30 protein-coding genes are annotated in these 25,776 nt (G+C 60.4%); 13 read left to right on the forward strand and 17 right to left on the reverse strand.

Annotated elements, in window-relative coordinates; genetic code table 11:
- Window positions 1-18 precede the first annotated feature (18 nt).
- From ACMGFM_RS04390 to ACMGFM_RS04415, 6 genes are all read left to right on the forward strand, one after another.
- Window positions 19-300 carry a DUF7967 family protein gene (locus ACMGFM_RS04390; RefSeq protein ID WP_436901225.1) on the forward strand — a complete coding sequence of 94 codons (282 nt, stop codon included), beginning with the start codon at window positions 19-21 and terminating at the stop codon, window positions 298-300.
- A 286-nt stretch (window positions 301-586) separates the two neighbouring features.
- A complete protein-coding gene (gene psmA, locus ACMGFM_RS04395) occupies window positions 587-1,327 on the forward strand; it encodes an archaeal proteasome endopeptidase complex subunit alpha (RefSeq protein ID WP_436901226.1) in 741 nt (246 codons plus the stop codon).
- Window positions 1,320-2,003 carry an Ntn hydrolase family protein gene (locus ACMGFM_RS04400; RefSeq protein ID WP_436901227.1) on the forward strand — a complete coding sequence of 228 codons (684 nt, stop codon included), beginning with the start codon at window positions 1,320-1,322 and terminating at the stop codon, window positions 2,001-2,003. Before psmA ends, ACMGFM_RS04400 begins: the two co-directional genes overlap by 8 nt.
- A 41-nt stretch (window positions 2,004-2,044) precedes the next feature.
- Window positions 2,045-3,379: a tRNA pseudouridine(13) synthase TruD gene (truD, locus tag ACMGFM_RS04405; RefSeq protein ID WP_436901228.1), complete on the forward strand. Its 1,335-nt coding sequence runs from the start codon at window positions 2,045-2,047 to the stop codon at window positions 3,377-3,379.
- 110 nt (window positions 3,380-3,489) lie between these two features.
- Window positions 3,490-5,427, forward strand: coding sequence for an aldehyde ferredoxin oxidoreductase family protein (locus ACMGFM_RS04410; RefSeq protein ID WP_436901229.1), 1,938 nt, complete (start codon window positions 3,490-3,492; stop codon window positions 5,425-5,427).
- 23 nt (window positions 5,428-5,450) lie between these two features.
- The gene (locus tag ACMGFM_RS04415) at window positions 5,451-5,822 is read left to right on the forward strand and encodes a DUF8159 domain-containing protein (RefSeq protein ID WP_436901230.1); all 372 of its coding nucleotides are present in this window, start codon (window positions 5,451-5,453) and stop codon (window positions 5,820-5,822) included.
- Between the two features lie 75 nt (window positions 5,823-5,897).
- Here ACMGFM_RS04415 and ACMGFM_RS04420 read toward each other — a convergent pair whose 3' ends face one another.
- Genes ACMGFM_RS04420 through ACMGFM_RS04430 form a run of 3 tightly spaced genes read right to left on the reverse strand, consistent with a single transcriptional unit; the run spans window position 5,898 to window position 6,944 of the window.
- The gene (locus ACMGFM_RS04420; protein ID WP_436901231.1) at window positions 5,898-6,269 is read right to left on the reverse strand and encodes a DUF8048 family protein; all 372 of its coding nucleotides are present in this window, start codon (window positions 6,267-6,269) and stop codon (window positions 5,898-5,900) included.
- A 2-nt stretch (window positions 6,270-6,271) separates the two neighbouring features.
- Window positions 6,272-6,535 carry a MoaD-like domain-containing protein gene (locus ACMGFM_RS04425; RefSeq protein ID WP_436901232.1) on the reverse strand — a complete coding sequence of 88 codons (264 nt, stop codon included), beginning with the start codon at window positions 6,533-6,535 and terminating at the stop codon, window positions 6,272-6,274.
- A 22-nt stretch (window positions 6,536-6,557) separates the two neighbouring features.
- Window positions 6,558-6,944: a DUF7971 family protein gene (locus ACMGFM_RS04430; RefSeq protein ID WP_436901233.1), complete on the reverse strand. Its 387-nt coding sequence runs from the start codon at window positions 6,942-6,944 to the stop codon at window positions 6,558-6,560.
- A gap of 99 nt (window positions 6,945-7,043) precedes the next feature.
- Between ACMGFM_RS04430 and ACMGFM_RS04435 the strand changes: the two genes are divergently transcribed.
- Window positions 7,044-7,451, forward strand: a complete 408-nt coding sequence (locus ACMGFM_RS04435; RefSeq protein WP_436901234.1) for a MoaD/ThiS family protein — start codon at window positions 7,044-7,046, stop codon at window positions 7,449-7,451.
- 4 nt (window positions 7,452-7,455) lie between these two features.
- Here ACMGFM_RS04435 and ACMGFM_RS04440 read toward each other — a convergent pair whose 3' ends face one another.
- The 9 genes from ACMGFM_RS04440 to ACMGFM_RS04480 form a co-directional block, all read right to left on the reverse strand.
- The gene (locus ACMGFM_RS04440; protein WP_436901235.1) at window positions 7,456-7,731 is read right to left on the reverse strand and encodes a ubiquitin-like small modifier protein 1; all 276 of its coding nucleotides are present in this window, start codon (window positions 7,729-7,731) and stop codon (window positions 7,456-7,458) included.
- A gap of 39 nt (window positions 7,732-7,770) precedes the next feature.
- Window positions 7,771-9,651, reverse strand: coding sequence for a molybdopterin biosynthesis protein (locus ACMGFM_RS04445; protein ID WP_436901236.1), 1,881 nt, complete (start codon window positions 9,649-9,651; stop codon window positions 7,771-7,773).
- On the reverse strand, window positions 9,648-10,862 hold the full coding sequence (locus ACMGFM_RS04450; protein WP_436901237.1) for a molybdopterin molybdotransferase MoeA: 1,215 nt from the start codon (window positions 10,860-10,862) through the stop codon (window positions 9,648-9,650). Before ACMGFM_RS04450 ends, ACMGFM_RS04445 begins: the two co-directional genes overlap by 4 nt.
- 104 nt (window positions 10,863-10,966) lie before the next feature.
- The gene (locus ACMGFM_RS04455; protein WP_436901238.1) at window positions 10,967-11,752 is read right to left on the reverse strand and encodes an ABC transporter permease subunit; all 786 of its coding nucleotides are present in this window, start codon (window positions 11,750-11,752) and stop codon (window positions 10,967-10,969) included.
- Window positions 11,745-12,665, reverse strand: a complete 921-nt coding sequence (locus ACMGFM_RS04460) for an ABC transporter ATP-binding protein (protein ID WP_436901239.1) — start codon at window positions 12,663-12,665, stop codon at window positions 11,745-11,747. The genes ACMGFM_RS04455 and ACMGFM_RS04460 overlap by 8 nt, the downstream gene beginning before the upstream one ends.
- Before the next feature lie 87 nt (window positions 12,666-12,752).
- A complete protein-coding gene (locus tag ACMGFM_RS04465) occupies window positions 12,753-13,334 on the reverse strand; it encodes a DUF2150 family protein (protein ID WP_436901240.1) in 582 nt (193 codons plus the stop codon).
- A gap of 60 nt (window positions 13,335-13,394) precedes the next feature.
- On the reverse strand, window positions 13,395-14,432 hold the full coding sequence (locus ACMGFM_RS04470; protein WP_436901241.1) for a saccharopine dehydrogenase family protein: 1,038 nt from the start codon (window positions 14,430-14,432) through the stop codon (window positions 13,395-13,397).
- A gap of 74 nt (window positions 14,433-14,506) precedes the next feature.
- Window positions 14,507-14,980 (reverse strand): YbaK/EbsC family protein, encoded by a 474-nt coding sequence (locus ACMGFM_RS04475; protein ID WP_436901242.1) that lies wholly within the window; start codon window positions 14,978-14,980, stop codon window positions 14,507-14,509.
- Window positions 14,981-15,017: 37 nt separating this feature from the next.
- Window positions 15,018-15,575 (reverse strand): response regulator, encoded by a 558-nt coding sequence (locus ACMGFM_RS04480; RefSeq protein ID WP_436901243.1) that lies wholly within the window; start codon window positions 15,573-15,575, stop codon window positions 15,018-15,020.
- A 230-nt stretch (window positions 15,576-15,805) separates the two neighbouring features.
- On the opposite strand from ACMGFM_RS04480, the gene ACMGFM_RS04485 reads away from it, so the two are divergent.
- A complete protein-coding gene (locus ACMGFM_RS04485; protein ID WP_436901244.1) occupies window positions 15,806-16,045 on the forward strand; it encodes a DUF7127 family protein in 240 nt (79 codons plus the stop codon).
- On the forward strand, window positions 16,045-18,309 hold the full coding sequence (locus ACMGFM_RS04490; protein ID WP_436901245.1) for a CDC48 family AAA ATPase: 2,265 nt from the start codon (window positions 16,045-16,047) through the stop codon (window positions 18,307-18,309). Before ACMGFM_RS04485 ends, ACMGFM_RS04490 begins: the two co-directional genes overlap by 1 nt.
- Here ACMGFM_RS04490 and ACMGFM_RS04495 read toward each other — a convergent pair whose 3' ends face one another.
- On the reverse strand, window positions 18,310-18,489 hold the full coding sequence (locus tag ACMGFM_RS04495) for a hypothetical protein (protein WP_436901246.1): 180 nt from the start codon (window positions 18,487-18,489) through the stop codon (window positions 18,310-18,312).
- A gap of 353 nt (window positions 18,490-18,842) precedes the next feature.
- Window positions 18,843-19,040: a hypothetical protein gene (locus ACMGFM_RS04500; protein ID WP_436901247.1), complete on the reverse strand. Its 198-nt coding sequence runs from the start codon at window positions 19,038-19,040 to the stop codon at window positions 18,843-18,845.
- A gap of 251 nt (window positions 19,041-19,291) precedes the next feature.
- Between ACMGFM_RS04500 and ACMGFM_RS04505 the strand changes: the two genes are divergently transcribed.
- Window positions 19,292-19,486 carry a cold-shock protein gene (locus tag ACMGFM_RS04505; RefSeq protein ID WP_159763449.1) on the forward strand — a complete coding sequence of 65 codons (195 nt, stop codon included), beginning with the start codon at window positions 19,292-19,294 and terminating at the stop codon, window positions 19,484-19,486.
- Between the two features lie 34 nt (window positions 19,487-19,520).
- On the opposite strand, the gene ACMGFM_RS04510 is transcribed toward ACMGFM_RS04505, so the two are convergent.
- From ACMGFM_RS04510 to ACMGFM_RS04520, 3 genes are read right to left on the reverse strand one after another with little or no spacing between them, the layout of a single operon-like run.
- Entirely contained in the window at window positions 19,521-20,654 is a 1,134-nt protein-coding gene (locus ACMGFM_RS04510; RefSeq protein ID WP_436901248.1) for a serine hydrolase domain-containing protein, read from the reverse strand.
- Between the two features lie 39 nt (window positions 20,655-20,693).
- A complete protein-coding gene (locus ACMGFM_RS04515; RefSeq protein ID WP_436901249.1) occupies window positions 20,694-21,149 on the reverse strand; it encodes a DUF5814 domain-containing protein in 456 nt (151 codons plus the stop codon).
- Between the two features lie 54 nt (window positions 21,150-21,203).
- Complete coding sequence (locus ACMGFM_RS04520; protein ID WP_436901250.1) at window positions 21,204-21,473, reverse strand: hypothetical protein; 270 nt, start codon at window positions 21,471-21,473, stop codon at window positions 21,204-21,206.
- 124 nt (window positions 21,474-21,597) lie between these two features.
- Between ACMGFM_RS04520 and ACMGFM_RS04525 the strand changes: the two genes are divergently transcribed.
- The 3 genes from ACMGFM_RS04525 (at window position 21,598) to mutS (ending at window position 25,739) form a co-directional block, all read left to right on the forward strand.
- Window positions 21,598-22,332, forward strand: a complete 735-nt coding sequence (locus tag ACMGFM_RS04525; protein WP_436901251.1) for an SDR family oxidoreductase — start codon at window positions 21,598-21,600, stop codon at window positions 22,330-22,332.
- A gap of 118 nt (window positions 22,333-22,450) precedes the next feature.
- Window positions 22,451-23,050 carry a hypothetical protein gene (locus tag ACMGFM_RS04530; protein ID WP_436901252.1) on the forward strand — a complete coding sequence of 200 codons (600 nt, stop codon included), beginning with the start codon at window positions 22,451-22,453 and terminating at the stop codon, window positions 23,048-23,050.
- 82 nt (window positions 23,051-23,132) lie between these two features.
- On the forward strand, window positions 23,133-25,739 hold the full coding sequence (mutS, locus tag ACMGFM_RS04535) for a DNA mismatch repair protein MutS (protein ID WP_436901253.1): 2,607 nt from the start codon (window positions 23,133-23,135) through the stop codon (window positions 25,737-25,739).
- The last annotated feature ends 37 nt before the right edge of the window (window positions 25,740-25,776 follow it).

Raw genomic sequence — 25,776 nt, forward strand, 5'->3', positions numbered from 1 at the left:
CCCGGTCGTAACCCACATATGACAGACGACAACACCTCAGTTCGTGTCTGGCTCGTAGAACGGACATACTCCGACGACGAACAGAATCTCATTATACTGACCTACGCGACGCCTGACGGCAGACAGTACTTCCGGAAAGAACGCGCACTCACCTCCTTCACCGACACGCGCGGAACGACCGCGGCAGTCTCGGTCGAACCAAACAACCTCGGAGACGTCGAGGATGAGCAACTGCGAGAGCAGTACGCCGCTGAAGCGGAACGAATGGCTTCGGTCCATGACCCTGACGACGACATCTGAGATGGACCCCGTCTGCGAGTCTAACACGGGCTACCCTATCAACCAGCAAACAATTACCTGACCGGCTCACCGGCAGCTCCGGGCGAGAAGTGGTATTTTCCGGTGCCAGAAGGGCTTTACTTCTGACCCGGTAATAAAGAGATAGCGGATACGTTGCCCTTCGAGACGCCGTCACTCGGCGGAGAACTGCTGTGTAGTCAGCACGGCTTGCATACACTGCCGCAAGCCACTGATTTATATACGCGCGGGGCTAACGTTAGGTAAACACAACCAGTGTGAATCTCCAATGCAAGGAAATCAACAACAGCAAGCTTACGACAGGGGAATAACGATCTTCTCGCCGGACGGCCGGCTCTATCAGGTCGAGTACGCACGAGAAGCAGTCAAGCGCGGCAGCGCGAGCGTCGGCATTCGAACGCCGGACGGCGTCGTGCTCGCGGCAGACCGACAGACGCGCTCCCCACTCATCGAAGAGGAGAGCATCGAGAAAATCCACGAAGCCGATGAACACGTTGGCATCGCCAGTGCAGGCCACGTCGCAGACGCCCGCCAGCTCGTCGACTTCGCTCGACGGAACGCACAGGTCGAGCGCCTGCGCTACGACGAGCAAATCGGCATCGAGGCGCTGAGCAAAGAGGTCACTGACCACATCCAGCAGTACACCCAGACAGGCGGCGCACGCCCGTTCGGTGTGGCGCTGCTCCTCGGTGGTATCGAGGACGGCGAACCGCGACTATTCGAGGCTGACCCATCCGGGACACCCTACGAGTGGCAGGCAGTCGCCATCGGGGGCGGCCGCGAAGATATCCAGGCCCACCTCGAAGAAGAGTACAGCCCAGAGATGGACCTCGACGGCGGCGTGACGCTCGCGCTGGAGTCGCTGGCAGTCGGCACCGACGAACTCGAAGCTGGCAGCGTCGACATCGCGACAGTCGACACGGAATCTGAACAACTGCGGTCACTCTCCAGCGAGGAAGTGGCCGACTATGCAGCCGAGGCTGACCTCGGAGGTGAAGACGATGAATGACGAACTCCCACAGAACCCATACGAACCGGAACTCGGATCGTTCGATGAACTAAGCGAACAGGACAGCGACGCAGTCGCCAAGACTGGTACCACCACGGTCGGTGTCAGTACAGCGGACGGCGTCGTCATCGGAACGGACCGACGAGCGAGCCTCGGCGGCCGATTCGTCTCGAACAAGAACGTGACCAAGGTGGAGCAGATTCACCCAACCGCCGCGCTGACGCTCGTCGGCTCGGTCGGCGGCGCGCAGTCGTTCATCCGAACGCTGCGCTCGGAATCGAATCTCTACGACAGCCGGCGCGGTGAGCCGATGTCGATTCACGCACTCGCGACGCTTGCAGGGAACTTCGCCCGCGGCGGGCCGTTCCTCGCCATCAACCCAATTCTGGGTGGCGTCGACGAGGATGGCAGCCACGTCTACAGCATCGACCCGGCCGGCGGTGTCATGAAAGACGACTACACCGTCACCGGCAGCGGAATGCAGCTCGCACACGGTGCGCTCGAAGGTGAGTACGACCCTGAACTCTCCATCGAGGAAGCAGAAGTGCTCACCGCCCGCGCAGTACAGGCAGCCACCGAGCGCGACACTGGCTCCGGGAACGGACTCGTCACTGCGACGGTGACCGAGGACGGCGTCGAAATGCAGGAATACGACGCAGCCACCGACCTGCTGTAAGGTCGACAGCCATTTCTTGCCGGCCACCCTCCCCGTGAGCAATGCGGCGCGCACACCCACTCGAACAGGCGGTCGGCATCGACCACTACGTCACCGATAGCGACGGCACCGGCGGCGAACTCCGTGTCGAGCCCGATGATTTCCGTGTGCGCGAACTCGAAGATTTTGACGCCGAACCAGTCGACGCGTCGGCAGACACCTACGAACATCTGCTAATTCGAGTCACCCTCCGGCGGTGGGATACCAACGATTTCGCACGAGAGCTATCAAATCGACTCGGAATTTCACGTCACCGCGTTTCCTGGGCCGGGACGAAGGACAAACACGCCGTGACAACCCAACTCTTCTCCGTCGACGGCGTTGAGCCTGAATCACTCCCCGAGATTTCTGGTGCGGAGTTCGAGGTCGTCGGTCGAACCGGCCGGTCGATTCTCTTCGGTGACCTCGCCGGCAACGCCTTCGAGATTCGCGTCCGGAACCCAGACAACCCAGAGACTGCACCAAAAATAACCGAGCAGTTGCGGGAGTTCGGCGGCGGGACTGCCGGTGTCCCCAACTACTTCGGCCAGCAACGGTTCGGCAGTCAGCGGCCCGTCAGTCACGAGATTGGACTCGCGATGGTCCGCGGCCAGTGGGAGCGCGCAGTTATGACCTACGTAGGTAATCCCTCCGAGCGGGAACCAGCGGAGACACAGGAGGCCAGAGAATTTGTCGACGAGACTCGCGACTGGACCGAAGCACTCGACCGACTGCCGACGTATCTCGGCTACGAGCGCTCGATGGTTCACGAACTCGACCGGCGAACCAACGGCGGCGACGAGCCAGCGTCCGACGAGGATTTCAGGGCCGCGCTGGGAGAGTTGCCCGACAATCTCTCGCAGTTGTTCGTCAACGCAGCGCAGTCGTATCTGTTCAACCAGATGCTGTCCGAACGACTGGACCGCGGCTTGCCGTTTGACCAGCCAATCGAGGGCGACGTGGTCTGCTTTGTCGACAACGGCGGGCCAGACGGACTGGAACTCCCAGACACAGACCGAAAACAGCGTGTGACTGCCGACCGAGTCGATTCTGTCCGTCGACACTGCAAGCGCGGGCGAGCGTTCGTGACGGCACCGTTAGTTGGGACGGAAACCGAACTCGCCGGCGGTGAACAGGGTGATATCGAGCGAGCGGTGCTCGAAGATGTTGACCTCGCGCCGGAAGATTTCGAGCTTCCGGACGATCTGAGTTCGACAGGAACCCGGCGAGCAATCCTTGTTCGATCTGAGCTGGACTGTCAGCAAGACCCGCTCGAACTCAGCTTCTCGCTCCCACGTGGGTCGTACGCGACAGTGCTCCTCCGAGAGTATTTAAAACGCGACCCAGAGCATCTCTGAGATGGGTTATCCCAGCCGACAGAATAAAATACCGCTATTTGGCCTGTGAAATATGATAAATCGCCCGAATCATTAAGTGGATCGTGGTCCACTATTTGTAATAGAGATTCATGACTGATCTTGGTGGATACCACGACAACGTGGCAAGAATCGACCTCAGTGAGGGAGAGGTCGCCTACGAGGGAATCGACGACGAGGACGCGAAGAAGTACATCGGTGCGCGCGGACTCGGTGTAAAGTACGTTTTCGACCAGGGGCCGGATGTTGATCCGCTGGGGCCGGACAACCTCCTTGCCTTTATGAACGGTCCGCTGACGGGGACGCAGGTCACGATGAGCGGTCGAATCGCAATCTGTACGAAGTCCCCAATCGCGGGGCAGGTCACTGACTCCCACCACGGGGGATGGAGCGGAGCGCGACTCAAGTGGGCTGGCTTCGACGGACTCCTGTTCGAGGGGCAGGCTGACGACCCAGTCTACGCCTACATCGAAGACGGTGAGGTCGAACTCCGAGACGCCTCGCACCTGTGGGGCAAGGGCGTCCACGACACCCGCGACACAATCGAAGACGAAATCGAGGGACAGTACGGAAAGAACCTCTCGATGATGGCTATCGGGCCGGGCGGCGAAAACGAGGTCAGGTACGCCTGTATCGTCAACGAGGACGACCGGGCCTCCGGCCGCGGGGGAACTGGTTGTGTGATGGGCAACAAGAACCTCAAAGCAGTCGTCGTCAAATCGTCAACGAAGATGCAGAAGCCGGCCGACCAGGAGACCTTCCGCGAAGGTCACAAACAGGCGATGCAGCTCATCCAGGAGTCCGAGGTCACCGCACCGAACGAGGGTGGCCTCTCGATGTACGGGACCAACGTTCTGATGAACGTCACCGAGGAGATGGACGGCCTGCCGACCAAAAACGGGAAGTACACTTCGACGCGGTCGATGCGTGAGTCCGAAGGTGGCGACATCGACGCCGAGGGTGTCTCCGGCGAGTACGTCCGAGAGAACATCCTCGTCGACGAGCCGACCTGTCACTCCTGCCCGGTCGCCTGTAAGAAGGAGGTCGAAGTGCAGGCGATGCACAAGGGCGACGAGATGAACGTCCGCATGGAGTCCTTCGAGTACGAATCCGCGTGGGCACTCGGCCCGAACTCCGGACACACCGACCTCGACGACTCCGTGCTGATGGTCGATAAGTGTAACAACCTCGGTGTCGACACCATCGACGCCGGTAACACCATGGCAATGGCCATGGAGATGACTGAGGAGGGCAAGTTCGACGACCTCGGCGATGGCATCGACTGGGGCGATTCCCAGGAGATGATCGAGATGCTCGAACGCATCGCTCACCGCGAGGACGAACTCGCTGACCACCTCGCAAACGGTCCAAAACACCTCGAAGAAGAGTTCGACGCACAGTCGAACTCGCTGGCAGTCAAGGGCCAGACGATGGCCGCATACGACCCACGAGCGATGAAGGGGATGGCAATCGGCTACGCCACCTCGAACCGTGGCGCCTGTCACCTCCGTGGGTACACGCCCGCGGCAGAACTGCTGGGCATTCCGGAGCAGGTCGACCCGGCCGAACACGTCGGCAAAGGTGAGCTTTGTGCCACCTTCCAGGACCTGCACGCCATCTCGGATTCGTTCGACATCTGCAAGTTCAACGCTTTCGCAGAGGGCATCGAGGAGTACGTCCTGCAGTACAACGGCATGACCGGTCTCGACGTCAGCGAAGAAGAACTGATTCAAGCAGGCCGACGCATCTACACCCTCGAACGGTACTACAACAACCTCGCCGGGTTCGACGGCGAAGATGACACCCTGCCAAACCGCTTCATCGAGGGCCACGAAGAGGCTATTCCGGCACAGGGCGGGAGCGAGGGCGAACTCGCCGAACTCGACGAGATGAAAGAAGAGTACTACGAGGTTCGTGGCTGGGTCGACGGTGTCGTGCCGGACGACAGACTCGACGAACTCGGTATTGAAGTCGGGCCAGGTACGGGCGTCACCAGCGGTGACGACTCGCAGGCTCCCGCAGACGACTGATCGCCTTCAGGGCTTCAATTTTTATGAGCAACGAACACGACTTCGAGTTCCGGGTAGAGTCCCGTCTGACCAGCCACGGCGTCTACGTCGACGAGGTGACCGAAGAGGACGAAGGCTACAGTCTCACCTACGAGTCTGTCAACGTCGACAACCAGGGCATGATTCCACACCGCGAAGTCGGCCGGGTCATCAACGTCTTCCGTGACCTGCACGACGACGACTGGGCTGGCGCGCGAATCGAGGCCGACGTGATGGATTTCGACGGCAACAAACTCGGCACCTGGCACGTCGAGGCGGAGTGGATAGACCGCCTGCACAACGGCGACCTCTCCGAGATTGACTTCTCAGAGAAGGTTATCGAGACGGTCGAACCGGTCGGAGAGCAAGAGAGCTGACTCAGTAAAGCTAATACCGCCAGTCCAAGCCAGCGGTCGATGCTGAAGGTAACCAGTTCGGGAGCGATTTTTCTCTCATTCCTCGGGACTGACGGCCAGCACGTCCCGAATTTCGAGCGTCGTCTCGAATTCCTCTTTTCTGTTCATCCGTCGGCCGTCACGCTCGAACTGCGCCGCGTGTGTCCGGGCAACGGCGTCGGTTTCTCGTCTGGTCAAGCCAATTTCGTCGCCGAGTTCGTGCCAGTAGCCATCGTCCGCGAGTACGAACACGCCGTCCCCGGTGGCGTCAATTTGCTCGAAGCGCTGTTCGTACTCGTCAGTGCGCTCGGCCAGCGCTGTCTGGACTTCAGCCAGTAGGTCTGAGAGTCGAGCGAGCGACACGCTCGCCTTTGCGCCGGCCAAGAGGACCACTTGACTCTCGATTGGATGGCTCGGCTCCCCGGACATCCTCACCCACCGGCGCGGATTGCTTTCTGTGAGAACTTCTCGATGACCGGGTCGAGCGTCGCTGCGCTTTCGCCCTCGAACTCGACTGTAACCTCGGTTAACCGTATCGAGGGACCAACCTCGACTTTCTCCGAGGACAGCGTTGCGCTCCAGTCTTCTCCTTCGACACGCTGGTCGTCGACCTGTTCGCCGCCGACGTTTTCGAGGTAGCCAAGCGCAGCGCGGACGGAGATGCCGCGGTACGAGCGACTTCGCTCGACAGTCATCGATGTGGCTCACCCCGCCCCATCAGGATCCACCACCCGGTCGGATGCCATCCTGGAAGATGCGAGCGTGGCGTTCGCGGTCGATGCGCTCGGCCAAGTCGTCGTGCTCGTAGATTTGCTGGACGACCGACGCGTGGAGGTCCCGCCACGCCATCGCGTAAATCGGTGACTGCCCCCAGGCGCGGAGTTCGACGACATACTCGTCGTACTCCTCCCAGCGCGTCTCGAAGTGCTGGATGTGGTTGAGGGCAGCACTGACTGCCTCGTCGTCGTCCTCGACGGTGAGCGCTGCGTTGAGTTCGCGCTCCCAGCCCTGAATTGCACGGCCCATGTCCTGCTTCGTGTCCTCGCCATCCGGCGGGAGCGACTCGATTATCCCTTCCGGTATGTACAGTTCGATTTCGTCCACACCCACCATTGGGCTGGCCCACCAATAAAGCTGTACGCGTCGGGCCAACCGAACCTGTTCGGGTAAACACTCTCGGAGGCTGGCAGCCAAGTTACAGGTATGCAGACAAAAGCTGAAATACAGGCTGAGGGGGACCCGTCCGCGGAGACGACAGTGACGGTTCGCTGTACCGGCCACGTGCGAACGCATATCGGAGTCGGTCGATTAGAATATACCTTCGAAGGAGAGACACTGCGGGAGTTTCTCGCGGCCTTCTTCGAGGACCACGACGTGAAGGAGATGCTCATCGCGGAAACGGAAGAAGAAGCGATGACGGAAGGCTGGGCACCCGAGTTTGGCGAACTGCCCGGGGAAAACTACGCGAAAAATCCCGAGGGCGAGCAGAGTCGTCGGTTCGCCCGAGTTCTTGTCAACGGAATCTTCAACGAACACATCGACGGTCTCGACACAACACTCGATAACGAGGACCGCGTGACACTCATCTACCCGTTCATCTACTGCTGTTGAACGGCTATCCGCCAGCAACTGGCGGGAAGACGCTAATCGTGTCGCCGGCCGACAGCGGTGTCTCAGTGCCCTCGATATAGTCGACTTCGCGGCCGTTTTTCATGATGCTCAGAAACTCGCGAATCTCACCCGCTTCGTTGAAGATGTCTACCTCGGGGTACTCTGCCTCCACAGCGTGCAGGACGGTCCCCACCGTTGCGTCCTCGTCTGTCTCCCAGTCGAGTTCTTTCTGCCCCACCGCCTCCCTGAAGTTGGCGAAAAATCGCAGTTCGACGTTCATACCCATCCAAAGGGGTTGAACGTGCATAAAACACTCCCGTCACTCCGACAGCGTCACACCAGCGAGATCCGCAACGTGGTCGTCCTCGTTCAACAGTGCTTCGAGTGCGGCGACTCCCGGTTTCTCGGTCCGGTCCGGTGCGGCGAGCACTCGGACAGATTGAGTGCCTAGCGTGACAAACGCCATACCGAGACGGTCGGCTGTCGCGCGCAGTCCGAGGCCAGCGTCGGCCTTGCCCGCGAGAACACGCCGTGGCGGGCTTTCGTACGCCTGCGCTGTCAGCGTGTAGCCGTTGATGGCGTCGGTCAGTGTTGACTGGTCTGTTCCACGCTGCTCGGCCAGTTCCTCGATTGCGGCGTCGAGTGAGGCCCGCAGGCCAGACTGCCGGCCACGGTTGACCAGCCGCAGATCACTGTCGACCAGGTCAGCAATTCCGGTGATGTCATCGGGGTTGCCGGCAGGGACGAGCAGTCCCCACTCCCGGGACCAGCCACCGAGTTCGACTGCCTCGACCTCGCGTTCTGTTGGACCGGCGGCGACGGCGACATCCGGGATACCATTCCGAAGTCTGCGCAGTCCCTCGCGGCTTCCCAGCGGGAGATAGCGCGGGGTGTCAATCTCGTCGAGGAGACGCGAGAGCAGCGGGTCGTCCTCGCCGATACCGAGCAGTCCCGGCGGGCGAACGTCCGCCGAGAACAGCGTCACCGAGACTTCATCTCCGGTATCGAGTTGTTCGGTTTCGGGCGCGAGTTCGACGGTGCCGTCGGCGTCGACGAGACTCGTCGTCGCGCCGCTGCCCTTGTCAACAGGGTAGACGAGCAGATTCCCGTCACCATCCTCGACGAGTCCGACCGGCATCAGCCGCGTCCGGCCCTCCTTGTAGCGTTCGGTCACTGCCATCTCGGCAGTAATCTGCTCGCGCTTGCGGGGTGGCTTGCCCGCAGCGTTGCGAATCTTGGGTGCGACGAAGTGACGGAAGATGGTCAGCGCGGAGACAGGGAAACCCGGCAAGCCGATATACGGCGTTTCCTCGAAGCGACCCACGAGCATCGGTTTCCCCGGCTTGACTGCGACGCCGTGGCGCAGCAGTTCACCGTGGTCGTCGATCAACTGGTAGATGTGGTCGGCCGCGCCCGCGCTGGTCGACCCAGAGGTGAGCACGAGGTCAGAGTCAGTCGCTGCTTCAGTCAGGACGCGTTTCATCGCCTCGAAATCGTCGCCGACGATTGGATACACCTCGGGGTCGCCGCCCGCCTCCGCAACGCTGGCGGCAATGGTGTGGCTGTTTACGTCGTAAATCTGGCCGGCGTCGCTGTCGAGGCTCTCCCCCGGCGCGACGAGTTCGTCGCCAGTCGAGAGGATGCCGACGGTGGGTTGTGCGCGGACCGGGACCGAATCGAGGCCAAGCGCTGAGAGCAGCCCAATTTCGCGAGCAGTCAGTTCGGTGTCGGGGCCCAGGGTACGCTGGCCTGCGGCCACGTCTGCGCCCGCGACCATGATACTGTCTCCGGGTGCAACGGATGTCCGAACAGTGACGGTGTTGTTCTCGCGAGACGTACGCTCAACCATCACGACAGCGTCGGCCCCCGGCGGGACGACGCCGCCGGTCGCTATTTCAACGACTGTCCCGGATTCGACAGTCACATCCGGTCGTTCACCGGCGTCGACGCGGCCGACCTGTTCGAGTTCGACCGGGTCGCCTTCGCTCGCACCGAAGGTATCCTCCGCACGGACTGCGTACCCGTCGACGTTCGAGCGGTCGAATCCCGGCACGTCGAGGTCCGCGTCGACGCGGTCGGCGAGGACTCGTCCACGGGCCTCGGTGAGCGGGACTTCCTTAGTTGCGCCGCCAATATCGAGGTCACTGATGAGGTCGGCGACAGCGTCGGGTTCTGCCAGGTCACGGAATTCTTTTCTCATGGTGACCACTCCCAGTACTCGACTGCAACAGTTTCACCCGCGGCGAGACCTTCGCGCTCTTCAGGTACGACGACCCATCCGTCCGAGAGCGCGACACTGGAGAGGACTCCCGCACCACTTGCCCGAACTGTCGTCGCGGTCCGACCCGCTTCATCCTCTTCGACTTGGACGCGCGCGAACGTTCGGATTCCGGGTTCGCTGTACACCTTCTCCGCAAGTTCGGCTTCGACAGTCGGTGGCTGCTCGACAGCCATCCTGCCGGCGCGTTTGATCGCTGGCCGAAGGAACTGGACGGCGTTGACGAGACAGGAAACCGGATAGCCCGGCAGCATGAGCACTGGCGTCTCCTCGACTGTGCCGAAAGCGAACGGGTGGCCGGGCTTGAGTCCGACGCCGTGGACGTGAATCTCGCCCAGTTCCGAGACGACTGCTGGCAAGAGGTCTCGCTTGCCGACAGAGGAACCACCAGTCGTGGCGATGAGGTCGTGGTCCGTGTGGGTGGTGATGGCTGTTTTCAGTTTCTCCATATCGTCGGGTACGATGTCGTGATAGGTCGTCTCGGCTCCCCACGACGCTGCCAGTTCTGAGACAGTCAGCCCGTTCGTTTCGATTATTTCGCCGGGTTCCGGGTCGGACTGGACGAGTTCTTCGCCCGTCGGAATGACTGCCACCTGCGGGCGCTCGAAGACAGCGACCGAATCGGTCCCAACAGACTTGAGCAAGCCCACATCAGAGGGTCGCAGTCGGTGGCCGGGTTCGTAGAGGTGGTCGCCCGCCTCGACATCTTCCCCGATTGGCCCGACATTCTCTCCTTTTCCAACGCCGTCCAGCACTTCAACCTCGTCGCCGACCTCTTCGACTTCTTCGATCATCACGACAGCGTCTGCTCCCGCTGGGAGTTTACTACCGGTATGGACCGGGCTTGCTTCTCGGGGACTGAGCTCCCCCTCGGTGGCCCGGAGAATCTGGGGCGAGCGGTCGCTGGCGCCGAAGGTATCCTCGGCACGGACCGCGTAGCCGTCCATCGCCGCCCGCGGGTAGTGTGGGACGTTGCGCTGTGCTGTGAGTCGTTCCCCGACTGCGCGGCCAACGGCGTCGCCCAGCGGTACTGTCTCGACGCGGTCGTGTGCGGAGACCTGCTCGCGGAGACGTTGGCGGGCGTCGGGAAACGACGACCGTTCTGTGAATTGATTGTGCGAATGTCCAGTCATGTGTAGTGAACTGAGGTCATCGGTAGGGAGTCCTCGTGGACTCACAGGACCTATCTACTCGTATCAGATGTAGAGCGCGATGGGCAAAACCCTCGGGGTCAATCTTACAGGTCACGCTGGACGAAGAGACGCTGACTCACAATCAACAAGAGGGTGGTCCCGACCACGAGAACGCCCACTCCTGCCAGGTCGTAGCTACTCTCCAGGAGAATATCGTTCGGCGAGTAGTACCGCATCGGCGCGATAGCGCCCAGCGACTCGTACTCTGTGCCTTCGACGAGTGATTCGAGCAAAAACAGGAAAAACGTCACGCCGAGTGCAACGCGCTGTGCGATACTCGCACGACTCGCTATCACTGAACAGCAGGCCCCAATTCCGGCACAGGCTAGCAGGTACGGAATCGAGAACAGGTGAACAGCCACCAAATCAGCAACCCCAACAGAGTCACTGACAAGCTGTGCGCCGACGAACACAACGGCAGGAACGAGCGTGTTGACGACAACGGCTGGGACGAGCAGCGCGGTGAACCGCTCTGCAAGCAGTTGGGACCGAGAGATTGGCATCGCGAGCACCGTATCCAGCCGACCGTGCTCGATATCGCCAGCGACCAGGTCAGCCCCGCTGTAGGCAAAATACAGCCCGAGCAGGATAACCCAGCCAAAGGCATACAGCTCGAAGGCAAGAAAGCCCTCGAGTGAACTCATCGTTTCGATGTCGAATAGCTGAATCAGCTGGTCGGGATACGCAGCGAGAAGTTCGTCATCTTGGAAGCTCTCCCTGAAGGAGGGATAGACCCAGATAATCATCGCCGCCAGCACGCTCATCCCGGCCGCCAGTACGGCACTGCCGAGTAACCGTTTCCGGGACTCGTACTGGACGAACTCAAGCATCGCTATCATCTCCGTAGAACTTGAGAAACACGTCTTCAAGTGGTGCTTCTTCAATTGTGAGGTCGACCAGTTCGTACTCGCTGAGTCGCCCGAGCAGCGCGGAGATATTCCCCGTGAAGGTGAACGTACACTCCCGGACTGTGTCGAGTGAATCGAGGTCCGCGGGATCTGTCGAGACCGTCAGGTCGGAGACGCCATCGAGGCGAAACACGTCGGCAGGAATCGGGTCAGCGCTCTCGAGACGGATGACTTTCCCGGTCCGGTCCAGCAGCGTTTCGACCGGACTGACTTCTACGAGTTGTCCCTCCCGGATGATGCCGACACGGTCACAGAGTCGCCGGACTTCGCTGAGGATGTGCGACGAGAAAAAGACGGTCACGCCGCGGTCCCGTTCGGCCCGGAGGAACCGTCCGAACCGCTGCTGGAGCAGTGGGTCGAGCCCACTGGTTGGCTCATCGAGAATGACCAGGTCCGGGTCGTGCATGAACGTCGTCACGAGCCCGAGTTTGCGAACGTTACCACGAGAATACTCCCGAATTTCTCGGTCAAGCGGTGGCTCGAATAGCTCTAACAGCTCCCCCCGACGCTGGCCGCCCTTGACGCGCTCGTGCAAATTGAGTACCTCTCGGCCAGTATCTCGACTGTCGAATTCGGGCTCGTCCGGGAGATACCCGATGTTGTGTTTCGCCGAGACGAGCCCCCGGCGGTCGGTGACGTCGGTCCCGAGTACGCGAGCCTGGCCCGCGGTCGGCGTAATGAACCCCAAAAGCAGCCGGATCGTGGTTGTTTTCCCCGCGCCGTTCGGGCCGAGGTAGCCGAATATTTCTCCCTGTTGTACATCGAGCGTAAGGCAATCGTTGGCACGGACGTCCCCATACCGCTTCGTCAGACCTTCGAGCGCAATCGCGGCCATACTGCCCCTACACAGCGGTGGGGTTTTGTTTTACGGGGGTCCCGCGGAAACCCCGCGGTCAGAAAAAGCGACGTCGGCCGCTGGGAGTTACTCCTCTTCTTCTTCGACGACTTCGGGGTCTCGCATCGCGGTCTGGAGACTGTCAATGCCGTTGACCCACTCCGCGACCAGCCCGAATTCTAGTTCGTCTGCCATTCCGATATCCAGTTCCTGGCCGTCGATGACCAGCGTGCCGGCCTGGACACAGTAGCCAAGGGCAGCGTCGAGTTCGTCCTGCTGTTCGGCGTCGGCAGCGGCCTCGATATACTCCTCGATGGAGCCATCCTCGGCTGGGCCGCCAACGACGAACTCCTGTGCAGCGTGGAACACACACATCAGCGATGTCTGGACGCCGTCGATCAGCATTGCCTTCTCTTCGTCGTCGAACTCGACTTCCGAGAGAACGACCTGCTGGATCTCTTCGAGTTCAGAGATTGCCGTCTCCTCGTCGAGCACGTCGTCGTCGTAGTCAGTGATAATCTTGGCGACAGCAATCGCAGTGTCGTCCTGAAGATTCAACAGCAGGCGTGCAGAATCTTCGTCTTCAGGGTCGATCTCTTCTTCACGCAACCGCCCGATCCAGTTTTGCCACCGTTCAGCGGTGTAATACTCCCGCGGCTCGTTGCTCATACCCAACGGTACGTCCCACTTCGGTTAGTACTTTCGACCCGGACGTTCGACAGGTTCAGTTCAGTCATCAAAAAACCCCTCGACTGCGTCCAGTTCGAGAACGAAATCGGGGTCGAATGCGGCCGCTGGCGTGTGGTAACCTGTCGGACCCTCGTTCGCCTCGAAGCGCTCGATGGCAGTCGTTGCGGCATCGACGGTAAGGGTGTACGGCTCGGGTGTTTCCAGCCGCGAAACCACTCTCTCGTCGCCGGTACTGGCTTCGCCCCAGAGATAGGCGCGGTCTGTCTCGCGCTGCTGTGCTGTTGGCCCGTCGAACGTCTGGCGAGCAAGCGCCTGCAGACCAGCCTTGACTGGCCCAACGCCAAGCAGGCCAGTCATCGGAGCGGCCAGCCGCAGCGCTTGCCCGACGCGCTCGGGCATCGGGGTGTACACTTCGATGTTCTCGATGCCAGTCGTGTAGTAGGCCGTCGATACGTCACCCCACGGGACGGTAACGGCGTGTCGTGAGCCGCGGCCGAAGTCAATCGTCCGCGTATTCGCCGCGACGGGCACGCTCTCGATGCGGCCATTGCGCCGAACTTTTCCACCACCACTGGCGTGTTCGATAGCCGAAGCGACTGTGCCGCCGGAGACCGCACTCAGAGCGTCGAACCCGAGTCGGAGTTCGTTCGCGTCCGGGAGTCGGTCGTGGAGGTGACCCGCCAGACAATCTGTCGGGACGACATCGAAGCCAACCCCCGGCAGGAGACAGACGCCTGCCTTCTCGGCCTCGCGGTCGCGCTCGGCCAACTCCTCGAAGACGGAGAACTCGCCGGTGATGTCGAGATAGTGCGTGCCAGTGTCGAGACACGCATCGACGAGCGGTTCGTAGGTGTCGACGAACGGGCCAGCACAGTTGAGGAGACTATCCACGTCGTCGAGGGCCTCGCTGGCTTCGTCGGCGTCGAAGACGCGGGCCCTGGCACCGAGCATCGTCGCCAGCCCACGTGTTTTCGTTCCGTTGCGGCCAGCGAGAATAACGTCTTGCCCGCGGTCGAGGGCTTCCTCGGCGACCAGTTCGCCAGTGTAGCCGTATGCGCCGTAGATGAGCGTCGTCATGACACTCAGTTTGGCCGACTGGGGTAAAAAGCCCGCTACATGAGTTGCGTAGAATCAACAGAAATCGTCGGTCCTCACTCCGCGAGGTCGGCGACTATCGCGTCCGTGTACTCGATCAGTTGGTCTGGACTGATTGGAAAGACGGTCTCTGGGGAGCCAGCGGCCGCCCAGACGGTATCGAACGCCCTCAGGTCCGCGTCGAAATAAACCGGGACAGTCGTGTCGTGACCAAAGGGTGGGACGCCACCAACCTCGTAGCCAAGCGTCTCGTGGACTTCGTCTGGGTCAGCCATCCGGGCCGTATGGACACCCCGGAGCGTCGCCAGGGTGCGCGTATCCACAGTGTTCGCACCCGACGTAATAACGACGAGGAGTTCGTCGGCAACCAGAACTATCGAACTGGCAATCTGTGCCTCGTCACAGCCAAGCGCCCTCGCGGCGTCGCCCGCCGTCTCCGTGCCGTCTGGAAATCGCTGCGGGTCAACCTCGAAGTCGTGTTCCTCGCGGGCGTGGGTGAGAAATCGCTGGTGTGGGTCAGTCTCGTCCATAGCGCCTCTACGGCAGAGACCTACTTACTACCGGGGGTTACAGAAAGAGTTCGACCTGGTCGATGTCGAGCGTGTTTTCCATCTGTTCGAGTTCGGATTCGAGTTCTTCGATCTGGGTCGACAGCTGCTGATACTGCTCGCTATCGTGGAGTTCGTTGTTCGAGAGTTCGACTTCGAGGACGTTGCGCTTGAGTTTCAGCGAACTGAGCTGTTGCATCTGCTCGTTGTACTCGGAGACGGTCAGCGCACGCTCAACCACGGTCTGGATTTCATCCTTGTCGACCGGTTTGACGACGTAATCGTCGATATCCATTTCCGCAATGTCGAAATCCGGGTCGACGGCCGTTAACATCACAACACGGCAATCTAGTCCACGCTTGCGAATCTTTTCGAGGACATCGTCGCCGGTCATCCCCGGCATTCGGCGGTCGAGCAACACGACATCAGTGTCCTCGTCGACGGCCTGGATGGCCTGTTCGCCGCTTAGGGCGACTTCTGTGTCGTATTCGGTTCCGAGACGAAGGTCGTAGGTGGTAGCGACGCGCTCCTCGTCGTCAACGATCAACACCTTGGGCTTGTCCGTCCCGGCGGTCACACCTCTATATCTGGCTTGGGCCAGTTATAATAATGCTGGTTCGAAAGAGTGGTCCGGATGAACGGTTCGCCGGACCCCAGTAGACACGATAGAGGATTGGCTTGACACTTCGAGATAGATTTTTATACGCTCTCGCTGAACTGCAATTCAACCACAAACAGCCTTATTTTATATAACGCGACCATATATGCGATAGATTTATATACCCAGAACGATTACTTGTAGTTAGTATGAGATTGCAAGAACAGCTGGCACAGCGAGGAATCGAGGCGGTGCGCCGTGACTACGGCGACCACTACGAGCTCGTTGCGGACTTCGGTTCGGCTGCGGACCTGTCTGTCGATGTCGTCGGCGACACTGTCATCGTCGTCATCGACGGTGAGACCCACGACATCGAAGTCGATGGCTCCGCGCAAGCGTTTATGAAAAACGGCGTCCTAACTATCAATGTGAATGAGGATTTCAACTAATGAAACTAACAGTCAAACCACTCAAGCAGAAAGACGCGGGCCGGGGGCTCGCAGCGATCGACCGCCAGGCAATGGCCGAAATGGAACTCGAAAACGGCGACTACATCATCATCAAAGGTGAGACGGGACGGACAGTCGCTCGTGTCTGGCCAGGCTACCCGGAGGACGAAGCCAACGGCATCGTCCGAATTGACGGTCGCCTGCGGAAAGAAACGGGCACTGGCATCGACGACACTGTCACCGTCGAGAAGGCAGATGTCCAGCCAGCGACCGCAGTGACGGTCGCACTGCCCCAGAACCTCCGCGTTCGGGGCAACGTCGGGCCGATGATCCGACAGAATCTCAGCGGGCAAGCAGTCACGCAGGGCCAGACGGTCCCCGTTTCGTTCGGACTGGGTCCACTCTCATCGATGTCGGGCCAGCAGATTCCGCTGAAAATCGCAGACACCGAGCCATCCGGCACTGTTGTCATCACTGATTCGACGGAAGTCGAAATCAGCGAACAGCCCGCCGAACAGCTGACCGACGAGAGCAGCGGAGAGCGCGAGACGCCAGATGTTACCTACGAAGACATCGGCGGCCTTGACGACGAACTCGAACAGGTCCGGGAGATGATCGAACTCCCAATGCGTCACCCGGAGCTGTTCCAGCAGCTAGGCATCGAGCCGCCGAAGGGCGTACTCCTGCACGGCCCGCCGGGCACCGGGAAGACGCTGATGGCCCGTGCCGTCGCAAACGAGATTGACGCCTACTTCACCGATATCTCCGGCCCGGAGATTATGTCGAAGTACTACGGCGAATCTGAGGAGCAGCTGCGTGAGGTCTTCGAGGAAGCCTCGGAGAACTCCCCAGCAGTCATCTTCATCGACGAAATCGACTCCATCGCGCCCAAACGTGGTGAGACCTCCGGCGACGTTGAGCGACGTGTTGTTGCCCAACTGCTCAGCCTGATGGACGGTCTCGAAGAACGCGGACAGGTCATCGTCATCGGTGCGACCAACCGTGTCGACGCAATCGACCCAGCACTCCGCCGTGGCGGCCGCTTCGACCGCGAAATCGAAGTGGGCGTCCCGGACAAGGAAGGCCGCAAGGAGATTCTGCAGGTCCACACCCGCGGAATGCCGCTGGTCGACGGTATCGACCTCGACCAGTACGCCGAGAGTACCCACGGCTTCGTCGGCGCAGACATCGCCCAACTCAGCAAGGAAGCGGCGATGAACGCGCTCCGACGGATTCGGCCGGAGCTCGACCTCGAAGAGGACGAGATCGACGCCGAAACCTTAGAGAAGCTCCAGGTCACCGAGACAGACTTCAAGCAGGCGATGAAGGGTGTCGAACCCTCCGCCCTGCGAGAGGTCTTCGTCGAAGTCCCGGACATCACCTGGGAGGACGTCGGTGGGCTCGAAGAAACCAAGGAACGGCTCCGTGAGGCCATCCAGTGGCCCCTGGAGTACCCAGAGGTCTTCGAACAGATGGACATGCAGGCCGCCAAGGGTGTCCTGATGTACGGCCCGCCGGGGACGGGGAAGACGCTACTCGCCAAGGCAATCGCCAACGAATCACAGAGTAACTTCATCTCGATCAAGGGGCCGGAGCTGCTCAACAAGTACGTCGGCGAGTCCGAGAAGGGTGTCCGAGAGGTCTTCGAGAAGGCTCGCTCGAACGCCCCGACGGTGGTGTTTTTCGACGAAATCGACTCCATCGCCGGCAAGCGCGGACAGAACAGCGGCGATTCAGGAGTTGGCGAGCGCGTCGTCTCCCAGCTGCTGACCGAACTCGACGGACTCGAAGAACTGGAAGATGTCGTCGTGATTGCCACGACGAACCGACCAGACCTCATCGACCCCGCACTCGTGCGCCCGGGTCGACTGGACCGCCACATCCACGTGCCGGTGCCCGACGAAGGGGGTCGCCGCAAAATCCTCGAAGTCCACACCCGCGACAAACCGCTCGCAGATGATGTCGACCTCGACAATCTGGCGCGTAGAACCGACGGCTACGTCGGCGCGGACCTCGAAGCACTGACCCGGGAAGCCTCGATGGCTGCGACGCGAGAGTTCATCGGCAGCGTCGACCCCGAGGACGTCGACGATTCGGTTGGCAACGTCCGCATCACCAACGACCACTTAGAGCACGCGCTCACGGAGGTCGTGGCGAGCGTCGACGAGTCTACCCGCGAGCGCTACGAGCAACTGGAACAGCAGTTCAGCACCCGCGACACGACTGGGCCTGACGAGGGTGGAGTCAGCCGCACCTTCCAGTAATCACTCCTCCTGTCCGACTCTCCACTGGACGAGTGTATCGCTAACGTACAACCCAATCACGGCGAACACCGCCGCAAGCGCGAACTGGAGCGGACCTGGTGGCTCACCGAGTGCTGTCACAACGATACCATAGACGACGAGCAAAACTGCCATCGACACGAGAAAGCGCCACGTCTCCATGAGGCTGTCAAGGCAACGAAGCCGATTGTGTTTTTGGGTTCGACTCACGACGTGGTGTCACGGCTTCAGCCACGAAGTCTTATGATGGTAGCTGTTAACATACAAACTGAACTGAGTCTCAAGGATAGTCCATCTGAGAGGACAGCATCGCCGCGAGAGATGGAGCGAACGGGGATTATCGGCGCGCTGAGGGCTCACTTTGAGACGTGGTCACACCGGTATATCGAGATGCGAGTCGACGCCGTCACGCACGCTGACGACTAAGGGAGCGGTTCTTTTCAGAAGGAGACGCTCGCAGTTACCAGTACTCACTAGACCGGTGAAGACTCACGGTAATCGAAAACTGCGGGCGGTTACCGGTCGCTGCCTTCGCCGGTCATCAGGTCAACGTCTGCCTCCGAGTCGTCGTTGAGAAAGTCCGGACCGTGGTCGGTATCGGCTTCCTCGGTGGCACTGGGCCGCCACTGGTAGTTCTCGTCGATGAACTTCCCGTACAGTTCTTCGGCCGGCTCCTCTTCCAGATGCTCTGCCGACATGTACACACAGTACATTATCAACAGTATGTTGGTCTAAAACATCTTAACAGTTCCTCCCGCGGTATCTGTTCACACGGAATTGGGGAAACTGCTCAACCAACAGCACAACGAAACATCGATAGCTGAATTACCAACCTTCAGCCCACAACGACTGTACAAACAAAGTTATAACGGTGCTTTCAATTGATGTTCGTATTCTATTCCGAACTCAAGTTAGTCATCCTTTCATAACCTTTATTAATACATCCAACGTTTGTCTACTTGCAATGGTAAACGGTAAGGTGGATTTCTTCCACGACACAGGCGGTTACGGATTTATTGATACGGACGATTCCGACGAAGACGTTTTCTTCCACATGGAGGACGTTGGCGGCGAGGATCTAAGTGAAGGTACAGAGATCGAATTCGAAATCGAGGACGCACCGAAGGGTCCACGCGCGACCAACGTCGTTCGACTCTAATTCGGTATTTCTCCGTCGCCTGACGGCGACGTATTTACTCTACAACTAACCGGACAGCGTCGGCCATGGCATTCATTCTGGCTGCCTGTTCGTACGATTCTTCACGAATACCGTTGGTGACGTAGGCAAAGCCAACGTTCAGCTCTGGGTCTGCCCAGCCGAAATTACTCCCGAGGCCTGCGTGGCCAAAGGCCGAATCGGTGCTCACAGTGCCGAACATATCGTTTGGGAGGCCACCTACCCAGACACCCAGCCCGTACCGGGCGGGTCGGCTGAGCGTCCCGTCGGACTCCGTCTCGGCGTGGACTTCGGCGGCGTATTCGACTGTCTCCTCACTGAGCAGGTCTACGCCGTCGAGTGTGCCGCCGTTGGCGAGACAGGCATAGAAGCGGGCCATGTCACGGGCCGTGCTGACGCCGTTGGCCGCGGGGATAACCGCGCGCTGGAGTGCGGGGTCGTTGAACTGCGCTGCCGAGTCCGACGCCGGGACACCAAGCCCTTCGCCCGGGTCACGACATCGGTCGAACTCCTCGAAGCCAGCGAGTGTTGCTACCTCGTCGGGGTCGCCATCTTCGCCAATCCCAATCGACGTGTTGTCCAGTCCCAGCGGTTCGAAGACACGCTCTGCGACGACTTCTCGAACAGGGCCACCAGTGACGCGGTTGATCAGTTCGCCGGTCAGCCAGCCGTAGTTGGTTGTGTGGTACGCGGGCTGTTCGCCCGGCGGGAACACCGGCTCGATGTCTTCCATCGCCGCGACGACAGCGTCCCAGTCTGTCCACTTCTCGGGCTGACCGTCGAGGTCACCGAAGGGGATACCAGCCGTATGTGAAAGGACCTGCTCGACAGTGATTTCTGCCTTCTGTGTCCCCTCCTCAGCAAACTCCGGCCAGTAGTCGACGAGTCGGTCGTCGTAGGCTAGCTGTCCCTCTTCGACGAGCTGGTGAACGGCAACCCCAACGTATGGTTTGGTACAGGAGAAGATGACGTGGCGCTGGTCACTCGTTGTCGGCTCGCCGTCGGGGGCGTTTGTGCCGCCGGAAAAGTCGACAACGAGTTCGCCGTCGACGTAGACAGCTAGCTGTGCGCCGTGGTGCAGTCCAACGTCGATATGCCGGTCGAACGCGCCGCGCAGTCGCTCGATGTCGCCGTCAGTAATGGATGACATACCCGAACCACCGTCGGCGACAAAATAAAACTACGGGCGCTATCGGACAAGATTTTCACGGACGGCACGGATTTCCTCGCCAGCCTCAGTTTGGCCGTCGACATCGGCCAGCGTCTCGGCGGCTTCGAGTGTTCGGATGGATTGGTCCAGGAAGGAGAGTACGTCGCCTGGGTAGGCATACAGCATGTAGTCGTCGCCCATGATGTCGACGATAGCGTCCGGGCCAAGGCCCTGTTCGCGGAGTTCGAGGAGATACTTGGTGAATTTCCGTTCCGGGCAGCCACAGTGAGGGTTTGCCTCACAGTCGCAGTCCAGAAAGTCCTCGGCGAAGTCCATAATCCGGTCACGGGTCGCGTCGTCGAGTTCGGCCAGTCCTGACCCCTGATAGAGAATATCCATCGTCGCGCCGTTGAACGCCCCTTTCGGGAACGATGTCTCCATCTGGGAGACGATTTGCTGGTGGTTTTTGAGATAGATTTTGTCGGTGATAGCCACTGTTACTCCCATATAGGATGTCAGTTCGCAAAAACGGCGCGGTTCGGTCTCCCGCTACTCGTCGGGGTTGTACTGTTCGCCCGGTTCAATCGGTGTCTCCGGGTGTACTTTGTACGTCCGAGCTTTCTCATATCGCTTGTACAGATAGATGGCTGGGAAGGGGAGTAACAGCAGCGTCAGCATGTATGCGCCGTGTGCAAATGTAAACCCGACGAGTGCAGTCGCGAGCAGGATACAGAGATGCCCATAGATCCAGAGTGGTCTGGTCACTGATTCCCAGTCGCCGAACATGTGTTTCCAGAAAAAATCCTCGATACAATCCATTCTCTGGTTTGGCTGTCAATTGCCAAACTAATAAAATTTGGTTAGGCTGGAATCCGCACTGGATACTCACTCCGAATTGTCAGATGCCCCCTGCATACAAACCACCGGGGAGCAAAAGGGGGGTATGGCAATACTGGACGGAGAAACGGTAATCGTCACCGGCGCGAGTGCCGGGCTGGGGGAGTCGATGGCAAAACGATTCGCACGAGAGGGCGCAAACGTCGTGTTGACCGCCCGCGGGGAAGCCGACCTCGAACGCGTCGCCGAGGAAGCGGAGGGGGAGACGCTGGTCGTGCCAGCGGACGTGACCGACGAAGCCGACGTCGAAGCCGTCGTCGAGGCGACGGTCGAGGAATACGGCGGGATTACGGGCCTCGTCAACAACGCTGGTATTGGGCTGTTGAGTATGTACGGCGAGGGGCAGCCATTACACGAAGTCGACACCGAGGACTTCCGCAAGATTGTGGATGTCAACGTGACGGGCGTGTTCCTGTTCTCGAAACACGTCGTTCCCGAACTAATCGACGGCGGCGAGGGCAACATTATCAATATCTCCTCGGGATTCGGTCGCCGGGCGGCCCCGAATTTCGGCCCCTACGTCGGGACGAAGTGGGCGCTCGAAGGTATGCTCCGGACGCAGTCGATGGAACTCGAAGAGTACGGCATCAACGTCAACGGCCTCGACCCGGGCGGGCGCGTCAATACTGGCTTCTGGGACCAACTGCCCGAGGACGAGCGTGAGGGCATTCTCCAGCCAGACGTGATGGACGACGCTGCTGTGGCGTTGCTTGCACAGGGCCCAGACGGGGTCACTGGTGAGTCGATGGCCGCGAGCGACTGGGAACAGAAACTGCTCTGAGCCGTCGGCGCGTGCAGTTCGGTCTCGTATAATTTCTCACTCTACCGGCATGTGTTGCGGTGCTCACAGCTTTTTTCTGTACGAGCCCAGATTTTCCGCCCATGGTTGGTGATGGTAGATGTCACTAGTTGACGGCGAGCGTCCGGCAAGCCGACGCGAGCGGTACAGTATGATGGCAGACGCAGCAAGCAGGCCGTTTGCAGTGGGGGCCATCCTCGTTCCGTTGGTGGCACCAGTGCTTGCGTATCTCACTGGTGACTTTCGAGTCATGTTCACCGTCCATCTCTTTCTCGGGGCGTTCTGGTTTGGAACGAGCGTCCTCGGGGCGGTGGTCCTCGGGCCAGTCATGGGAGGACTCTCCGAACAGGCCAACGCCGAGTTCGCTGAAGGATTTATTCCGAAGATGAGCCTGCTCATGGAACCCGTCTCTCTGGGTGTGGTGGGGTCAGGCCTCGGGCTCGCGGAGATGATGGGGCTGCTGGCGTCGCCCAGTCCCTCGCTGTGGGCGGCACTGGTGCTCGCTGGTGCCTTACTCGTGCTGGGATTTGGCCCGCTACACTCGTTCACAGTCGAGATGTTCGACGAAATCGTCGCCGCAGACACTGACCACGAGCGACTCGCCGCGCTGAACAAAAAGTACGGGATGTTGAGCCTGGTCGAACTCGTACTGATGATTGCGATTGTCGCCACGATGGCGGGCATTCGCTGGGGCTATTGAAGCTCCGGCACGCCCATTGTCGGTCGAGAACCGCTGCCCAAGAGATGAAAGGTATTAGTCCCCCGACCACCGCCACATAGCTATGAAGCAGGCGGCCGGCCCGCCAGCGAAGATGGTCAAGCGGCGGGAGGAGTTGACGCCGATGATGGCCCAGTACCTCGAACTCTGCGAACAGTACGACGAGGCGCTGGTGCTCTTCCAGGTTGGCGATTTTTACGAGGCGTTCTGTGAGGCTGCCGAGTTCGTCTCTCGAACCTGTGAGATTACGCTCACACAGCGCGAGGACTCCACCGGCGAGTACGCGATGGCAGGCATCCCAATTGACAACGCCGAATCCTACATCGACCAGTTGCTCGACACTGGCCACCGAATCGCCGTCGCGGACCAGGTGGAAGAACCAGAGGCGACGAGCGGTGTCGTCGACCGCGCCGTGACGCGAATCGTCACGCCGGGAACGCTCACAGAAGCAGAACTACTGGACGGCGACCGGAATAACTACCTCGCGGCCGTCGCCGCCGGCGACCGGATTGGCTGTGCAGTACTCGATATTTCGACCGGTGATTTCTACGCCACGAGCGCGCCCGACCCCGGAACAATTGCCGACGAACTGGGGCGGTTCGGCCCCGCCGAGATTATCGCTGGGCCGGGCGTGCCGGACGAACTCGTTTCTGCGTACACGGTGAGTTCGTTCGATAGCGGGGCTTTCGACCCCGAGAAGGCCAGCAAAACGGTCGAGGAGTATTTCGGTCACCCGGAGCGATTGCTCGCTGCCGAGGCTGAGATTACGGCCTGTGGGGCGGTGCTTTCCTACGCCGAGTACGCCCGCGGTGGGACCGAGAACCGCCTCGATTACCTGAACCACCTAACTCGCTACGACCCGCGAGAGTACATGCTGCTGGACGCGGTTGCCCTGGAGAGTCTCGAACTGTTCGAGCGGCGGACAGTCCACGGCCACAGCGGGGCGACGCTTGCAGGTGTGCTGGACGAGACAGCCTCGGCGCTGGGTCGGCGCGAACTGGAGGAGTGGCTCCGCCGGCCGCTGATCGACCCCGACGAGATGGCGGCCCGCCACGACGCTGTCGAGGAACTCCGTAACTCGGTTCGTACCCGCGAGCAACTGTACGACCACCTGCGCGATGTCTACGACATCGAGCGGCTGGTCTCTCGTATTGGTCGCGGCCGGGCCAATGCCCGGGACTTGCGCTCACTGCAGTCGACGCTTGCAGTCATTCCAGAGCTCCGGGAGACGCTGGGGTCGCCCGACGCCGAGGCACTGCGCTCGATTCGTGAGCGACTCGACCCCCTCGAGGATGTTCGGACACTGATCGAAGAGGCGATTCAGGAAGACCCGGACCGCGAAATCACTGAAGGTGGTATCCTCAAACCCTCCTTTGACGACGAACTGGCGCAGTTGCGTGAGACGGAACGCTCTGGCAAGGCGTGGATTGACGACCTCGAAGCCAGCGAGCGCGAGCGGACGGGCATCGACTCGCTGAAAGTTGGGCACAACTCGGTGCACGGCTACTACATCGAGGTAACTGACGCGAATTTGGACCGCGTCCCGGACGATTACGAGCGCCGCCAGACGTTGAAAAACGCCGAGCGGTACTACACGCCAGAACTCAAAGAGCGTGAAGACGAGATTCTCCGCGCTGAAAGCCGGGCTGACGAGTTGGAGTACGAACTGTTCTGTGACGTCCGCGGGCAAGTGAGTGAGGCGTCGGCCGCGCTGCAGGACCTCGCGGCTGCTATCGCTGAACTTGACGTGCTCGTCTCGTTCGCTACTGTCGCCGCCGAGTACGGCTACAGCAAGCCTGTCGTTGCCGGGCCAGACGACTCGTCCGTGGAGGGCATCCACATCGAGGCAGGCCGCCATCCGGTTGTCGAGCAGACCCAGCCGTCGTTCGTGCCTAACGACACTGCACTTGGCGGTGACGAGCGTGTCGCGGTCATCACGGGGCCGAATATGAGCGGCAAGTCGACGTACATGCGACAGGTCGCGCTGATAGTCGTGCTCGCGCAGGCTGGCAGTTTCGTCCCCGCGGAGCAAGCCAGAATCGAACTCGTCGACCGAATCTTCACTCGCGTCGGCGCAAGCGACGACATCGCTGGTGGTCGGTCGACGTTCATGGTCGAGATGACCGAACTCGCGGATATTCTGGACCACGCCACCGAGCGGTCGCTGGTACTTCTCGACGAGGTTGGCCGGGGAACGAGCACCGTAGACGGCTTCGCTATCGCGCAGGCGGTCACGGAGTATCTCCACGACGAGGTCGGCGCACTCACGCTCTTTGCCACCCACCACCACGACCTGACCGCGGTGGCGGCCAGCCTCGACCACGCGACCAACCGCTACTTCCGGACCGCCCAGACTGACGACGGAGTGAACTTCGAGCACGACCTGACACGCGGGACCGCCGACGCGTCCTACGGCGTCGAAGTCGCGTCGACAGCTGGAATTGACTCTGCTGTTGTTGAGCGTGCTCGTGAGGTCCTGGCCGACGATGCTGCGAGCAGTCCGAGGACAAGCGGTGACGGCGGACAGCCTCAGAATGAGCGAGACCAAGCCTCTGCTTCCAGCGACCACGACGACCCGTTCGAGGCAGTCAGGACGGCAGACATCGCGACGATGACGCCACTGGAGGCGATGAATCTATTGGCGACACTCCAGCGACGGCTCGAAGAGTGACCGGTCACAACCCCGGGTATTTTGAGGGAGTGCGTCT

It is taken from the genome of Halovenus halobia (assembly GCF_051414135.1).
Classification (GTDB): Archaea; Halobacteriota; Halobacteria; order Halobacteriales; family Haloarculaceae; genus Halovenus; species Halovenus halobia.